The following is a 15972-nucleotide window of genomic DNA, read 5'->3' as shown; positions in this document are numbered from 1 at the left end:
CAATGATCAGTCTGATTGCGGCGTTAGCGGTAGATCGCGTTATCGGCATGGAAAACGCCATGCCGTGGAACCTGCCTGCCGATCTCGCCTGGTTTAAACGTAACACCTTAAATAAGCCCGTGATTATGGGGCGCCATACCTGGGAATCCATTGGTCGCCCGCTGCCTGGGCGCAAGAATATTATCCTCAGCAGCAAGCCAGGTACGGACGATCGCGTAACGTGGGTTAAATCGGTGGATGAAGCCATCGCCGCGTGTGGTGACGTACCGGAGATTATGGTGATTGGCGGTGGACGCGTATACGAGCAGTTCCTGCCGAAAGCACAGAAGCTGTATCTGACGCATATCGACGCTGAAGTGGAAGGCGACACTCATTTCCCGGATTACGAGCCGGATGACTGGGAATCGGTATTCAGCGAATTCCACGACGCCGATGCGCAGAACTCTCACAGCTATTGCTTTGAGATTCTGGAGCGGCGGTAAGTTTTTGCTATGACTACAAATTGAACGATAAGACGTCTGATTTTACCAGTGAGCGCGATTTTGTGAGTCGCGCTCATTGCGTAGGTCTAAACCCTCAAGCCACTCTACAGTGGACTGAAGTAAACGAGGATGCCATCTCGGCATTAAATGAACTTGCAGAAGAAACAGGATGTTTCTCTGATGAGTACCGGAAGTTTTAAGTTTTTAAACTCTGCTATTTCTGTACAGAAGTCAGAATGTTGAGTATCTGCTAAATACTTTCTTTTTGGTCTGTCGTCTGGCGATGTATTTTAGATTGTTACACATCACATCGTAGTTAGATAACATCAGCAAAGTGTTTTTTGAATAATCGAATCCAGGTTTGGTCATCAAAAACATCACCGATGATGTCAGGGATTTCAATTATTTGAAGATCGTCAGGACTGGAAAGTAGCAGTTCAAGCAATTCTTTAGCGGGTAACTGCTGGGTGTAGGGAATAGTTTCTGGCGGATAAAGCTGCTTAAGTTGCTGCCAGATATCAATGAGTTGGGTCGTTTTACTTTCTGTTATCCATACATCTTCAGCCATCCTGGTTATGTTTATTATTGACTGCTGAGAGACAGACCAGAAGAAGCCATAATCGACAGCAACGTTGATGCATTCACAAAGAAAAGCGATTCGCCTGCGATGCCAGATCCGCTGCTTAGCAAACGGTGGTTCATCTGCTTCGTCAATCATTTCCAGAATGATTTCTCTGGTATTAAGCCCGTTGTTGATTTGTCGCACTTAGATATTTTCCGCTTTATAGGCGCTTATTTGTCTCAGGAATTTTTCATTCCCAAAGCCTTTCTCGCAACTGCACTAACAGGATAAATTTTTTCTGGCGGCAGGAAGGATTTTGCCTGTGTCGTTTTACCGTTTATTAGAAGGTTATGACACTTTCGCACTAGTGGAGTCAGATCATCAATGGCAACCATGGCGTCTTCGTTAAATTGACTGATTAAGTTACGAGAAATACCAACCTGTAATGACCGGTGTTCCAGTTTTTTGCCATTTATGCTGCGTTCTGGATCCCACTGAACATACACATTTGCTTGCGCAAATAACGCTTCCCATATTCCCACACGTGGATAGACATGTACTTCCGGGGTTGTTAACACCGCTTGTTCCAGGAGAGCATCAAAGAAGGTGCGTTTGATTCGGATAGCGAGAATGCGTTGCTGATCTTTTTTCAGCCCCCAGTTGCTACGCTCCATCATCCACATAAAAGAGGGTTTAATCCAGGTCATGCGGTTGAATGAAAAAGGTACGCCAAATCGCCCGTCACGTATGGCGACGTCAGCGATTACATCATTGTAAGCCTGATAAACCGTGATGGTGTGCTGATTGTAATCAGCACGTATTTCAAAATAGTCAGCCATTATTCCTCCCTGAATGGTAACGGTATTGTATTAAGACGCTGCCGCCTCTCCCTCACCCAAATCCTTATGCCGGTTAGACGGCTGGACGAAATACTGCTTATCTTCCCAGCGCAGGCAGGTTAATGTCCCGCCCCAGCAGCATCCTGTATCCAGCGCGTAAATGCCTTCTGGCGTGCCTTTTCCTTCCAGCGATGCCCAGTGACCAAACACAATGCTGTACTCTTCGCTAACTGGCCCTGGAATGGTAAACCACGGTTTCAACGGTGCTGGCGCGTCTTCCGGCGACTCTTTGCTGTACATATCCAGTTGACCGTTCGGGAAGCAAAAACGCATACGGGTAAAAGCGTTGGTGATAAAGCGCAGTCGCGCCAGACCACGTAACTCTGGCGTCCAGTTGTTTGGCATGTCGCCGTACATGGCGTCGAGGAAGAAAGGATAGGAGTCACTCGACAATACTGCTTCTACGTCGTGAGCACACTCTTTGGCTGTCTCTAAGTCCCACTGCGGCGTGATCCCCGCGTGAGCCATCACCAGTTTTTTCTCTTCGTCGATTTGCAGCAGAGGCTGGCGACGCAGCCAGTTAAGCAGCTCGTCGGCGTCCGGCGCTTCCAGCAGCGGTGTCAGGCGATCTTTGGGTTTATTACGGCTGATCCCGGCGAATACCGCCAGCAGATGCAGATCGTGATTACCCAGAACCAGACGCACGCTGTCGCCTAAGGATTTTACATAGCGCAGAACATCAAGCGAACCAGGCCCACGCGCGACCAGGTCGCCCGTCAGCCAGAGGGTATCTTTCCCAGGGGTAAATTCCACTTTATGCAGCAATGCGATCAGTTCATCGTAACAACCATGAACGTCGCCAATAAGGTATGTCGCCATATTATTTTAATGAATGAGTATTGGAACGGAGAGTCGGAATACAGGAATGTCGATGCTGAATGGAACGCCATTTTCATCGATCATTTCGTAGTGACCCTGCATGGTGCCCATCGGTGTTTCAATAATCGCACCGCTGGTGTACTGGTACTCTTCGCCAGGGGCGATATGCGGCTGAACGCCCACCACACCTTCGCCCTGGACTTCGGTTTCACGGCCATTGCCGTTGGTGATCAGCCAGTAACGCCCCAACAACTGCACTGGCGCTCGCCCCAGGTTGCGTATGGTTACGGTATAAGAAAAAACGTAACGTTCATTATCAGGTGAAGATTGCGCTTCAATGTAAACACTTTGAACCTGAATACACACTCGGGGCGAATTGATCATCGTTAACTCTCCTGCAAAGACGCGTTCTCCGCCAGATAGTTCGCCATCTGGCAATATTGCGCGACAGAGATATTTTCCGCTCGCATCGCCGGGTCGATGCCCATTCCCGTTAACACCTCAACGCTAAACAGGTTGCCGAGGCTGTTACGAATGGTTTTACGACGCTGGTTAAAGGCTTCGGTGGTGATACGGCTTAACACGCGAACATCTTTAACCGGGTAAGGCATCGTTGCATGAGGAACCAGGCGCACGACGGCGGAATCCACTTTTGGTGGTGGTGTAAAGGCTGATGGCGGTACTTCCAGCACCGGGATCACGTTGCAATAATATTGCGCCATGACGCTTAATCGACCATACGCTTTGCTGTTCGGTCCTGCAACCAGACGATTCACCACCTCTTTTTGCAACATAAAGTGCATGTCGGCAATGGCATCAGTATAGCTAAACAGATGGAACATCAACGGCGTGGAGATGTTATACGGCAGGTTACCGAAAACGCGTAGCGGCTGACCCATTTTCTCGGCCAGCTCACCGAAGTTAAAGGTCATCGCATCCTGCTGATAAATCGTCAGTTTCGGGCCTAAGAACGGATGCGTTTGCAGACGTGCCGCTAGATCGCGGTCAAGTTCGATGACCGTCAGTTGATCCAGACGTTCGCCGACCGGCTCGGTCAACGCTGCCAGACCGGGGCCGATTTCGACCATCGCCTGACCCTTCTGCGGGTTAATGGCAGAAACAATGCTGTCGATCACGAACTGATCGTTGAGAAAGTTTTGCCCGAAGCGTTTACGGGCTAAGTGGCCCTGGTGGACTCGTTTATTCATTGGGTATTAACAATCATTTTGATGGCGAGATTAAGCGCCGTAATAAAACTGCCGACATCGGCTTTACCACGTCCCGCCAGTTCCAGCGCGGTGCCGTGGTCAACCGATGTGCGAATAAAGGGCAGGCCCAGCGTAATGTTCACACCGCGCCCGAAGCCCTGGTATTTTAGCACGGGAAGCCCCTGATCGTGGTACATCGCCAGCACCGCGTCGGCGTTGTCGAGATATTTAGGCTGAAACAGGGTATCGGCAGGCAAAGGCCCGTTGAGTTTCATCCCCTGCGCCCGCAGCTCGTCGAGCACCGGAATGATGGTGTCTATCTCTTCCGTGCCCATATGACCGCCTTCGCCCGCGTGCGGATTCAGTCCACAGACCAGAATGCGCGGCTCAGCAATACCAAATTTGGTCCGCAAATCGTGATGCAAAATAGAAATGACTTCATGCAGCAGTGGTGGGGTGATGGCGTCAGCGATATCACGTAGCGGTAAATGCGTCGTTGCCAGCGCCACGCGAAGTTCTTCGGTTGCCAGCATCATCACGACTTTTTTTGCCTGCGAGCGTTCTTCGAAAAACTCGGTATGACCGGTAAACGGAATACCAGCGTCGTTAATGACGCCTTTATGCACGGGGCCGGTAATCAGTGCGGCAAATTCACCGTTCAGACAGCCATCACACGCTCGCGCCAGCGTCTCTACCACGTAATGCCCATTTTCAACCGTTAATTGCCCCGCAGTCACAGGTGCACGTAGCGCGACAGGAAGTAGCGTTAATGTGCCCGCAGTTTGCGGTTGTGCAGGGGAGTCTGGGGAATAAGGGCGGAGAGTAAGCGGCAAACCGAGCATCGCTGCCCGGTCGGTAAGGAGAGTGGCATCGGCACAAACAACCAGTTCGACCGGCCACTCACGCTGTGCAAGCTGGACAACTAAGTCCGGGCCAATCCCGGCGGGTTCGCCGGGAGTGATCACAACACGTTGGGTTTTAACCATTAGTTGCTCAGGATTTTAACGTAGGCGCTGGCGCGTTGTTCCTGCATCCAGCTTGCTGCTTCTTCCGAGAACTTACGGTTCATCAGCATACGATAAGCACGATCTTTCTGCGCAGCGTCGGTTTTATCAACATTACGGGTATCCAGCAGTTCGATTAAATGCCAGCCGAATGAAGAGTGAACCGGTGCACTCATTTGACCTTTATTCAGGCGGGTCAACGCGTCACGGAAGGCCGGATCGAAAATATCTGGCGTTGCCCAGCCAAGATCGCCGCCCTGGTTGGCAGAGCCAGGATCCTGAGAGAACTCTTTCGCCGCAGCGGCAAAAGTTGTTTTACCACTCTTGATGTCCGCTGCAATTTGCTCCAGTTTCACGCGGGCCTGTTCGTCAGTCATGATCGGCGACGGTTTCAGCAGAATATGGCGAGCATGAACTTCGGTTACCGAAATATTTTTGCTTTCGCCGCGCAGGTCGTTAACTTTCAGAATATGGAAGCCAACGCCAGAACGAATCGGACCAACAATATCGCCTTTCTTCGCCGTGCTTAACGCCTGGGCGAAAATTCCCGGCAGTTCCTGAATACGACCCCAGCCCATCTGACCGCCGTTCAGCGCCTGCTGATCGGCGGAGTGAGCGATCGCCAGTTTACCGAAATCAGCGCCGTTACGAGCCTGATCGACAATGGCACGCGCCTGCGTTTCCGCTTCGTTTACCTGCTCAGAAGACGGGTTTTCCGGCAGCGGGATCAGGATGTGGCTTAAGTTCAGCTCAGTGCTGGCATCGTTTTGATTACCGACTTGTTGCGCCAGAGCTTCAACTTCCTGCGGCAGGATGGTGATGCGACGACGCACTTCGTTGTTACGCACTTCAGAGATAATCATCTCTTTGCGGATCTGGTTACGATAGGTGTTGTAGTTCAGACCATCGTAGGCCAGACGGCTGCGCATCTGATCCAGCGTCATATTGTTCTGTTTGGCAATATTGGCAATCGCCTGATCGAGCTGCTCATCGGAGATTTTCACTCCCATTTTCTGCCCCATCTGCAAGAGGATTTGATCCATGATCAAACGCTCCATGATTTGGTGGCGCAGCGTCGCGTCATCAGGAAGTTGCTGCCTTGCCTGGGCGGCATTCATTTTTACCGACTGCATTAATCCATCAACGTCGCTTTCCAGCACGACGCCGTTATTGACGACGGCTGCGACTTTATCGACTACCTGGGGGGCAGCGAAACTGGTATTCGCGATAATCGCGATACCGAGAAGCAGCGTTTTCCAGTTCTTCATACTTTTTCCATTTCAATTAACCGCACTGCGGATTACGTGGTAAATCAACAAATCACAAAGAGTTTTGATACGGCAGAATGTTCGAACGCAGCATCTCTTGCGTACCGAGACCGTAGTTAGAGCTCAGGCCGCGAAGTTCGATGTTAAAGCCGATTGCGTTGTCATATACCGCATGTTGTTTATCGTTATCCCAACCGTTCAGCTTCCGCTCGTAACCGACGCGAATCGCATAGCAGCAGGAGCTGTATTGCACGCCTAACATAGAGTCGGCTTGCTTGTTCGCATTGGTGTCGTAGTAGTAAGCCCCGACAATTGACCAACGATCGGCGATTGGCCAGCTGGCGACTGCGCCTACCTGCGAAATACCGTTTTTAAATTGTTCATATGTGGAATAATAATTAGGCAGTGTCGCCTGTATATATTCCGGGCTGGCATAGCGATAGTTCAGCTGTACCAGACGGTCTTCATCACGACGGTATTCAATACTGGTGTTACTGGTGGCTACGTTATCCAGACGAGTATCGTACTGAATGCCGCCACGTAATCCCCAGCGTTCGGAGATGCGCCAATAGGTATCGCCTGCCCATACCAGTGAGCCCGTTTTGTCGTCATTCTCCCATGTTATGTTGTCATCGCCGGTGCGAGACTCCGTGAAATAGTAGATTTGACCAACGGAAATATTAAAACGTTCAACGGCTGCATCATCATATACGCGAGTTGTGATACCGGTCGTCACTTGGTTTGCGGAAGCAACACGGTCAAGACCGCCATAACTCCGGTCCCGGAACAGGCCTGAGTAGTCGGATTGCAACAGTGCGGAGTCATAGTTATAGATTTTGCTCTGATCGCGATACGGCACATACAGGTATTGAGCGCGCGGCTCCAGCGTCTGGGTGTAACCCGGCGCCAGCATTTCCATATCACGTTCGAAGACCATTTTGCCGTCAACTTTAAATTGCGGCATTACGCGGTTAACAGAATCTGCCAACTTATTGTTTTGTGGGTTGCTGTTATACCAGTCGAGATTGGTCTGCTGATAATGGGTAGCCAGTAGCTTCGCTTCGGTATTGATACTGCCCCAGGTGTTAGATAACGGCAGATTGATCGTCGGCTCCAGATGAACGCGAGTAGCCTCTGGCATATTGCTGTTTGTATTAACAAAATGCACTGCCTGACCATAAACTCGGGTATCAAAAGGGCCGAGATCGTTATGGTAGTAGTTGACGTCTAACTGCGGTTCAGCGGCATAGCTGTTGCCACTGGTATCATCAAAAACCTGGAATTGTTTATGCGAAAGCGTAGCGTCAAAGTTCTGCACCGCATAGCCAACGCTGAATTTTTGCGTTGCGTAACCATCGGTACTGGAACCATATTTATTATCAAAATCGTTGAAATAGGTCGGATCGCTGACTTTGGTGTAGTCGATGTTAAAGCGCCAAACCTGGTCCATCACTCCGGAGTGTTGCCAGTAGAACAACCAACGGCGTGAATTGCTATCTTCTGGATGTTCATCTTCATAGACTTTATCCGAAGGCAGATAATCCAGTTCCATCAAGCCTGCGCCTGCCTGGGTGAGATAACGGAATTCGTTCTCCCACATGATGTTGCCACGACGATGCATATAATGCGGCGTGATGGTGGCATCCATATTTGGCGCGATGTTCCAGTAATATGGCAGGTAGAACTCAAAGTAGTTGGTGGTGGTGTATTTGGCGTTCGGGATCAAGAAACCAGAACGGCGTTTATCACCCACCGGCAACTGCAAATACGGGCTGTAAAAGATCGGAACCGGACCCACCTTAAAGCGGGCGTTCCAGATCTCCGCAACTTGTTCTTCGCGGTCATGAATAATTTCGCTACCTACCACGCTCCAGGTATCAGAACCTGGCAAACAGGAAGTAAAGCTACCGTTATCCAGAATGGTGTAGCGGTTTTCGCCACGTTGTTTCATCAGGTCCGCTTTACCACGGCCCTGGCGACCCACCATCTGATAATCACCTTCCCAGACGTTGGTATCTTTGGTGTTCAGATTCGCCCAGCCTTTCGGCCCTTTGAGGATCACCTGGTTATCGTCGTAATGGACATTACCGAGCGCATCAACAGTACGTATCGGCTCCGGTTGTCCTGGTGCCTCTTTTTGATGGAGCTGCACTTCGTCGGCCTGCAGACGGCTGTTACCCTGCATGATATCTACGCTGCCAGTAAACACGGCGTCATCGGGGTAATTCCCCTTTGCGTGGTCAGCATTAATCGTCACGGGTAAGTCGTTAGTATCGCCCTGTACCAGAGGACGGTCATAGCTTGGCACGCCCAACATACACTGTGAGGCGAGGTCGGCTGCCAGTCCCTGTTGACTATAAAGGGCGGTGGCAATCATGGTGGCCAGGAGAGTGGGGATACGTTTTTTCATACGTTGATTTTATTGTTCCATCATCGGTAACGTTGCGCGTGACAAACGGTCAGAGACTAACGTACTCGTCATCTCTACGCTAGTGTTAATCCTGTCCGAATAGCGTCAGTGGTGTTAGGCACGGCATTGAATGACAGGTATGATAATGCAAATTATAGGCGATGTCCCACAATTGACCGCAGCCGGAAAACGGTAAAAGCACCTTTATATTGTGGGAGATAGCCCTGATATCCGTGTGTCGATTTGGGGAATATATGCAGTATTGGGGAAAAATCATTGGCGTGGCCGTGGCCTTACTGATGGGCGGCGGCTTTTGGGGCGTTGTATTAGGTCTGTTAATCGGCCATATGTTTGACAAAGCCCGCAGCCGCAAAATGGCGTGGTTCGCCAACCAGCGCGAGCGTCAGGCGCTGTTTTTTGCCACCACTTTTGAAGTAATGGGGCATTTAACCAAATCCAAAGGACGTGTTACTGAGGCTGATATTCATATTGCCACATTGCTCATGGATCGGATGAATTTACACGGTGCTTCCCGTACTGCGGCGCAAAATGCATTCCGGGTGGGAAAATCAGACAATTACCCGCTGCGCGAAAAGATGCGTCAGTTTCGCAGTGTCTGCTTTGGTCGTTTTGACTTAATTCGTATGTTTCTGGAGATCCAGATTCAGGCCGCATTTGCCGATGGTTCACTGCATCCAAACGAACGGGCGGTGTTGTATGTGATTGCTGAAGAGTTGGGGATCTCCCGCGCCCAGTTTGACCAGTTTCTGCGCATGATGCAGGGCGGAGCGCAATTTGGCGGCGGTTATCAGCAGCAGTCTGGCGGTGGTAACTGGCAGCAAGCGCAGCGTGGCCCGACGCTGGAGGATGCCTGTAACGTGCTGGGCGTGAAGCCGACGGATGATGCAACCACCATTAAACGTGCCTACCGTAAGCTGATGAGCGAACACCATCCCGATAAGCTGGTAGCGAAAGGTTTACCGCCAGAGATGATGGAGATGGCGAAGCAAAAAGCGCAGGAAATTCAGCAGGCGTATGAGCTGATAAAGCAGCAGAAAGGATTTAAATAAGTTTCAAATTGTAGGCCTGACAAGACGCGGGCGCGTCGCATCCGGCGGCACAAATTGCCGGATGCGGCGTGAACGCCTTATCCGGCCAACCGATCTGCGCCAGCGTTACTATTAAAAATCCGCAGGCGCCTTAAACGTCATACTATTGCCATATGCCGGATGGGTAATCGTCAACATCTCTGCATGTAGCAGCAAACGCGGTGCCATCGCCCTGGCTTCTGGTGAAGCATAAAAACGATCGCCGAGAATCGGATGACCCAGCGCCAGCATATGCACACGTAGCTGATGCGAACGTCCGGTAATCGGCTTTAACACCACTCTTGCCGTGTTATCCGCCGCATAATCCACCACTTCATATTCTGTCTGCGCAGGCTTACCCGTTTCGTAACAGACTTTCTGTTTCGGGCGGTTTGGCCAGTCGCAAATCAACGGCAGATCCACCAGACCTTCCGCAGGGGATGGATGCCCCCAGACGCGAGCCACATACTGCTTTTTCGGCTCGCGCTCGCGGAACTGGCGTTTTAATTCCCGTTCCGCCGCTTTGGTCAGCGCCACTACAATCACGCCGCTGGTGGCCATATCCAGACGATGCACCGATTCTGCCTGCGGATAATCACGCTGAATGCGCGTCATCACGCTGTCTTTGTGCTCTTCCAGACGCCCCGGCACAGACAACAAACCGCTCGGCTTGTTGACCACCATAATGTGGTCATCCTGATACAGGATAACCAGCCAGGGTTCCTGCGGTGGATTGTAGTTTTCCATCCCCATTTTTGGCTCCGTTACTGATGCGTCACAACGATTAAACGCAGGGCATCCAGACGCCAGCCTGCCTGATCCAGGCTTTCCATCACCTGCTGACGGTTGCTCTCAATGGCGGTCAGTTCGTCGTCACGAATGTTCGGGTTCACCGCGCGCAGTGCTTCCAGACGCGACAGTTCCGCAGACAGTTTTTCGTCAGCTTCGTTACGCGCCGCATCGATCAGTGCACGGGCAGACTTCTCAATCTGCGCTTCACCCAGTTGCAGGATAGCGTGAACTTCTTGCTGTACGGCGTTAACCAGCTTGCTACCGGTGTGGCGATTCACTGCGTTAAGCTGACGGTTAAAGGTTTCAAACTCTACCTGTGCCGCCAGGTTGTTGCCGTTTTTATCCAACAGCATACGTACCGGCGTCGGCGGCAGGAAGCGGTTAAGCTGCAACTGCTTCGGCGCTTGTGCTTCAACCACGTAAATCAGCTCCACCAATAGCGTACCTACCGGCAACGCTTTATTTTTCAACAGTGAAATCGTGCTGCTACCGGTATCGCCAGAAAGGATCAGATCCAGCCCGTTGCGGATCAGCGGATGTTCCCAGGTAATAAACTGCGCATCTTCACGCGCCAGCGCCACTTCACGATCAAAGGTGATGGTGATGCCATCTTCCGACAGACCAGGGAAGTCCGGCACCAGCATGTGATCGGACGGTGTCAGCACGATCATGTTGTCGCCGCGATCGTCCTGATTGATACCAATAATATCGAACAGATTCATGGCGAAGGCGATCAGGTTGGTATCGTCATCCTGCTCTTCAATGCTTTCTGCCAGTGCCTGGGCTTTTTCGCCACCGTTGGAGTGGATCTCCAGCAGGCGGTCACGACCCTGCTCCAGTTGTGCTTTCAGGGCTTCGTGTTGCTCGCGGCAGTTTTTGATCAGATCGTCAAAGCCTTCGGTTTGATCGGGTGAAGCCAGGTAGTTAATCAGATCGTTATACACGCTGTCGTAAATAGTGCGTCCGGTCGGGCAGGTGTGCTCGAAGGCATCCAGACCTTCGTGATACCAGCGCACCAGCACTGACTGAGCGGTTTTCTCCAGATAAGGTACGTGGATCTGAATATCGTGCGCCTGACCGATACGATCCAGACGACCAATACGCTGTTCCAGCAGGTCTGGGTTGAACGGCAGATCGAACATTACCATGTGGCTGGCGAACTGGAAGTTACGCCCTTCAGAACCGATTTCCGAGCACAGCAGCACCTGTGCGCCGGTGTCTTCTTCGGCGAACCATGCGGCTGCGCGGTCACGTTCGATAATCGACATGCCTTCGTGGAACACCGCTGCGCGAATACCTTCACGCTCGCGCAGCACCTGCTCCAGTTGCAGCGCGGTGGCGGCTTTAGCGCAGATCACCAGCACTTTCTGTGAGCGATGGCTGGTCAGATAGCCCATCAGCCACTCAACGCGCGGGTCGAAGTTCCACCAGGTGGCGTTATCGCCTTCAAATTCCTGATAAATACGCTCCGGGTAGAGCATATCGCGTGCGCGGTCTTCCGCACTTTTACGTGCGCCCATAATGCCAGACACTTTAATAGCCGTCTGATACTGCGTCGGCAGCGGCAGCTTAATGGTGTGCAGCTCGCGTTTCGGGAAGCCTTTTACGCCGTTACGGGTGTTACGGAACAGCACGCGGCTGGTACCGTGGCGATCCATCAGCATCGAAACCAGCTCCTGACGGGCGCTCTGGGCATCTTCGCTGTCGCTGTTTGCTGCCTGCAACAGCGGCTCGATATCCTGTTCGCCGATCATCTCACCGAGCATGTTCAGTTCGTCATTGCTCAGTTTATTACCTGCCAGCAGCATGGCAACGGCGTCCGCAACCGGACGATAATTTTTCTGCTCTTCAACGAATTGCGCGAAATCGTGGAAACGGTTCGGGTCCAGCAGACGCAGACGGGCGAAGTGGCTTTCCATCCCCAGTTGTTCCGGGGTCGCAGTCAGCAGCAGAACGCCAGGCACATGCTCTGCCAGTTGTTCAATGGCCTGATATTCACGGCTTGGCGCATCTTCGCTCCACACCAGGTGGTGCGCTTCATCGACGACCAGCAGGTCCCACTCAGCTTCACAGAGATGTTCCAGACGCTGTTTGCTGCGGCGGGCAAAATCCAGCGAGCAAATCACCAGCTGTTCGGTGTCGAACGGGTTGTAGGCATCGTGCTGGGCTTCGGCGTAACGCTCATCATCAAACAGGGCAAAGCGCAGGTTGAAACGGCGCAGCATTTCTACCAGCCACTGATGCTGTAAAGTTTCCGGGACGATAATCAATACGCGTTCTGCAGCGCCAGAGAGCAACTGCTGATGCAGGATCATCCCGGCTTCAATGGTTTTCCCTAAACCTACTTCGTCAGCCAGCAGGACGCGCGGCGCGTGGCGGCGGCCAACATCATGAGCGATGTTGAGCTGGTGCGGGATCAGGCTGGTACGCTGACCGCGCAGGCCGCTGTACGGCATACGGAACTGTTCGCTGGAATACTTACGTGCGCGATAACGCAGCGCAAAGCGATCCATACGGTCGATCTGCCCGGCAAACAGGCGGTCTTGCGGTTTGCTGAACACCAGTTTGCTATCAAGGAAAACTTCACGCAGGGCCACGCCGGCTTCTTCAGTATCCAGGCGAGTACCGATATAGGTCAGCAAGCCATTTTCTTCTTTTACTTCTTCGACTTGCATCTGCCAGCCGTCGTGGCTGGTAATGGTATCACCAGGGTTGAACATCACGCGGGTCACGGGGGAATCACTGCGTGCGTACAGACGGTTTTCACCAGTAGATGGGAAAAGCAGAGTGACAGTTCGCGCATCCACCGCGACAACGGTTCCAAGTCCCAATTCGCTTTCTGTATCGCTGATCCAGCGTTGACCAAGTGTAAAAGGCATATGTGTTCGGCTCTATATCTTTAATTGCAGGCAATAACTACCCGCTACCGGGCTTATGTGGTAGTGGCGTTATTCAGGTCCAGGAATGGAAAGGGCGCTATGGTACTGGATGGCAAAGGATTCGTCACGCATCAAAATGGTATCTGGCGAACTCTTTTTTTTGCTCAAAATAGCCCAAGTTGCCCGGTCATAAGTGTAGCAAAATTATCCTCAATAAAGGGGAGTATTCCTTCCGCCACCGGTTGAAGCTGGCGGGTCAGATAGTGTTCGTAATCCAGCGGTGAACGTTGATAGTCCAGCGGCTCCGGGCCGTTAGTAGTCCAGACATATTTAATGGTGCCTCGGTTCTGATATTGCAAGGGGCGTCCGCGCTTTTGGTTTTCCTCATCGGCAAGGCGAGCGGCGCGTACATGAGGCGGCACATTACGCTGATATTCGCTCAGTGGGCGGCGAAGGCGTTTACGGTAAACCAGCCGCGCATCCAGTTCACCTGCCATCAGTTTGTCGATGGTCTCGCGGATATAATCCTGATATGGCTCGTTGCGAAAGATGCGCAAATACAGCTCCTGCTGAAACTGCTGAGCCAGTGGCGTCCAGTCGGTACGCACGGTTTCCAGCCCTTTAAACACCATCCGCTGCTTGTCGCCCTCCTGAATCAGCCCGGCATAACGCTTTTTACTGCCGGTATCGGCTCCGCGAATAGTTGGCATCAGAAAACGGCAGAAATGAGTTTCATACTCCAGTTCCAGCGCACTGGTCAGCCGTTGTTTTTGCAGCGTTTCCGCCCACCAGGCGTTAACGTGCTGCACCAGTGCACGACCGATTTTCGCCGCCTCTTCTTCGCAATGTGCGCCTTTCAGCCAGACAAACGTTGAATCGGTATCGCCATAGATCACGTCATAGCCTTGCGCTTCAATTAACGCTTTGGTTTGTCGCATGATCTGATGACCACGCATGGTGATCGACGACGCCAGGCGCGGATCGAAGAATCGGCAGGCGGTCGTACCAAGCACGCCATAAAAGGCATTCATGATGATTTTCAGTGCCTGCGACAGCGGCTTATTGCCCTGACGTTTGGCTTCATCGCGTCCATGCCAGATGTTAGTTACGATCTCTGGCAGGCAATGTTTTTCCCGCGAGAACCAGGCTTCGAGAAAACCTTCGGTACTGTGCTCTGGATCGGGCTGCGCCATGCCTTCCACCAGCCCGACGGGATCAATCAGAAAAGTGCGGATGATTGATGGGTACAGGCTTTTGTAGTCCAGCACCAGCACCGAATCATACAGCCCTGGTCGCGAATCCATCACGTAGCCGCCAGGGCTGGCGTGCGGTGGAACTTCGCCGAGATTGGGCGCGACATATCCGGCGCGATGCATTCGCGGGAAATAGAGATGACCAAACGCCGCCACCGAGCCCCCGTGGCGGTCTACCGGCAGGCCGTTAACCGTCGCTCGTTCGAGCAAAAACGGCATGATTTCAGTTTTGTGGAAGATCTGCGTCACCAGTTCGCAATCTTTCAGGTTATAAGTCGCCAGTGCGGGTTTATCTTCGGCGAAACGGCGGTCAATTTCGTCCATCCGATCCCACGGGTTATCGATAGATTTTCCTTCGCCTAACAGCTCCTGGGCGACGGTTTCCAGCGAGAATGAAGAGAAATTCCAGAACGCGGATTTCAGCGCCTCGATACCGTCGATAATTAGCCGGCCTTTGGCCTGGGCAAAAAAAACACCGTTTTTAAAACCGTGCTCGCGCCACTCCAGCTCGCTGTTATCGCGCCCCAGACGCAGCGGAATGCGGTAACGCTCGGCATGTTTTTGCAGCATTCGCAGATCAAACTGCACCACGTTCCAGCCGATGATCACATCAGGATCGTAGTTGGTAAACCAGGCGTTGAGTTTTTCCAGTAGCTGTGGGCGACTGGCGACGTATTCCAGTTCAAAATCGAGCGCGGAGGCGTCGCCATTCTCTGGCCCCAGCATATAAACGATGCGCTGCCCGCAACCTTCCAGGCCGATACAGTACAGCTCGCCGTGACGGGTGGTTTCAATATCTATAGAGACCCACTTGAGCGGCGGGCGGTAGTCGGGATGCGGTTTCAGACGTGCATTAACGATAGCGCCATCACGCAAATCACCTTCGACCCACACCGGAGCGGTAATAAACCGCTCCATCAGATAGCGTTCAGGCGGGCGCACATCGGCCTCGTAAACGGTAACGCCACTTTCACGCAGGCGCTTTTCGTAATTCATCAACTGGCGATGGGCGCGACAGTAAAGGCCATACACCGGCTGGCGGTGAAAATCCTTTAAAGCCAGCGGCGTCAGGCGAAAGCCTTGCTCACCACGTAAAATTTGCTGAGCGCGGGGAATGTGATCGGCAGGAATAAACGCCACGGACTCTTGCGGCGCAAGCGTAACCTGCAACGGCCCGTTGTCCGTCGCTAACCAAAAGGAAACTTCGGTTCCTTGCGGGGTATCCCGCCAGTGTCGGGTTAAGATAAAACCTGCCTGCGCCACGCTGAAAATCCAATAAAAAACCAGGCTTGAGTATAGCCTGGTTTT

At 52.3% G+C, this 15972-nt stretch carries 14 protein-coding genes; 3 read left to right on the top strand and 11 right to left on the bottom strand.

From position 1 onward, the window contains the following. Nucleotides 1-2: 2 nt before the first annotated feature. Together folA and HEM79_RS03560 are read left to right on the top strand one after the other, a co-directional pair. Entirely contained in the window at nt 3-482 is a 480-nt protein-coding gene (folA, locus tag HEM79_RS03565; RefSeq protein WP_024191058.1) for a type 3 dihydrofolate reductase, read from the top strand. Nucleotides 483-544: 62 nt separating this feature from the next. Further along, nucleotides 545-682 (top strand): type II toxin-antitoxin system CcdA family antitoxin, encoded by a 138-nt coding sequence (locus tag HEM79_RS03560; RefSeq protein WP_075210438.1) that lies wholly within the window; start codon nt 545-547, stop codon nt 680-682. Between the two features lie 116 nt (nt 683-798). On the opposite strand, the gene HEM79_RS03555 is transcribed toward HEM79_RS03560, so the two are convergent. Genes HEM79_RS03555 through lptD form a run of 8 tightly spaced genes read right to left on the bottom strand, consistent with a single transcriptional unit; the run spans nt 799 to nt 8652 of the window. Beyond that, the gene (locus HEM79_RS03555) at nt 799-1248 is read right to left on the bottom strand and encodes a hypothetical protein (protein WP_176241804.1); all 450 of its coding nucleotides are present in this window, start codon (nt 1246-1248) and stop codon (nt 799-801) included. A 35-nt stretch (nt 1249-1283) separates the two neighbouring features. Continuing rightward, complete coding sequence (locus tag HEM79_RS03550; RefSeq protein ID WP_176241803.1) at nt 1284-1883, bottom strand: DUF4291 domain-containing protein; 600 nt, start codon at nt 1881-1883, stop codon at nt 1284-1286. 30 nt (nt 1884-1913) lie between these two features. After that, nucleotides 1914-2762, bottom strand: coding sequence for a bis(5'-nucleosyl)-tetraphosphatase (symmetrical) ApaH (apaH, locus tag HEM79_RS03545; protein ID WP_021550177.1), 849 nt, complete (start codon nt 2760-2762; stop codon nt 1914-1916). A gap of 6 nt (nt 2763-2768) precedes the next feature. Then, complete coding sequence (gene apaG / locus HEM79_RS03540; RefSeq protein WP_000610905.1) at nt 2769-3146, bottom strand: Co2+/Mg2+ efflux protein ApaG; 378 nt, start codon at nt 3144-3146, stop codon at nt 2769-2771. Nucleotides 3147-3148: 2 nt separating this feature from the next. After that, complete coding sequence (rsmA, locus tag HEM79_RS03535; RefSeq protein WP_001042779.1) at nt 3149-3970, bottom strand: 16S rRNA (adenine(1518)-N(6)/adenine(1519)-N(6))-dimethyltransferase RsmA; 822 nt, start codon at nt 3968-3970, stop codon at nt 3149-3151. Further along, on the bottom strand, nt 3967-4956 hold the full coding sequence (pdxA, locus tag HEM79_RS03530; RefSeq protein WP_176241802.1) for a 4-hydroxythreonine-4-phosphate dehydrogenase PdxA: 990 nt from the start codon (nt 4954-4956) through the stop codon (nt 3967-3969). Before pdxA ends, rsmA begins: the two co-directional genes overlap by 4 nt. Continuing rightward, entirely contained in the window at nt 4956-6242 is a 1287-nt protein-coding gene (surA, locus tag HEM79_RS03525) for a peptidylprolyl isomerase SurA (RefSeq protein WP_176241801.1), read from the bottom strand. The genes pdxA and surA overlap by 1 nt, the downstream gene beginning before the upstream one ends. A 52-nt stretch (nt 6243-6294) precedes the next feature. Then, on the bottom strand, nt 6295-8652 hold the full coding sequence (lptD, locus tag HEM79_RS03520; RefSeq protein ID WP_000746179.1) for an LPS assembly protein LptD: 2358 nt from the start codon (nt 8650-8652) through the stop codon (nt 6295-6297). Between the two features lie 254 nt (nt 8653-8906). Between lptD and djlA the strand changes: the two genes are divergently transcribed. After that, nucleotides 8907-9722, top strand: coding sequence for a co-chaperone DjlA (gene djlA / locus HEM79_RS03515; RefSeq protein WP_001200584.1), 816 nt, complete (start codon nt 8907-8909; stop codon nt 9720-9722). Between the two features lie 111 nt (nt 9723-9833). On the opposite strand, the gene rluA is transcribed toward djlA, so the two are convergent. The 3 genes from rluA to polB all read right to left on the bottom strand — a co-directional run bounded on the left by rluA (nt 9834) and on the right by polB (nt 15927). After that, nucleotides 9834-10493: a bifunctional tRNA pseudouridine(32) synthase/23S rRNA pseudouridine(746) synthase RluA gene (gene rluA / locus HEM79_RS03510; RefSeq protein WP_176241800.1), complete on the bottom strand. Its 660-nt coding sequence runs from the start codon at nt 10491-10493 to the stop codon at nt 9834-9836. 11 nt (nt 10494-10504) lie between these two features. Continuing rightward, the gene (gene rapA / locus HEM79_RS03505; protein WP_176241799.1) at nt 10505-13411 is read right to left on the bottom strand and encodes an RNA polymerase-associated protein RapA; all 2907 of its coding nucleotides are present in this window, start codon (nt 13409-13411) and stop codon (nt 10505-10507) included. Nucleotides 13412-13575: 164 nt separating this feature from the next. Next, nucleotides 13576-15927, bottom strand: coding sequence for a DNA polymerase II (polB, locus tag HEM79_RS03500; protein WP_176241798.1), 2352 nt, complete (start codon nt 15925-15927; stop codon nt 13576-13578). Nucleotides 15928-15972: the final 45 nt, after the last annotated feature.

It is taken from the genome of Escherichia sp. 93.0816 (assembly GCF_013368855.2).
Classification (GTDB): domain Bacteria; phylum Pseudomonadota; class Gammaproteobacteria; order Enterobacterales; family Enterobacteriaceae; genus Escherichia; species Escherichia ruysiae.
The sequence above is the reverse complement of the archived record's forward strand: the minus strand, read 5'-3'. Positions and strand labels throughout refer to the sequence as shown.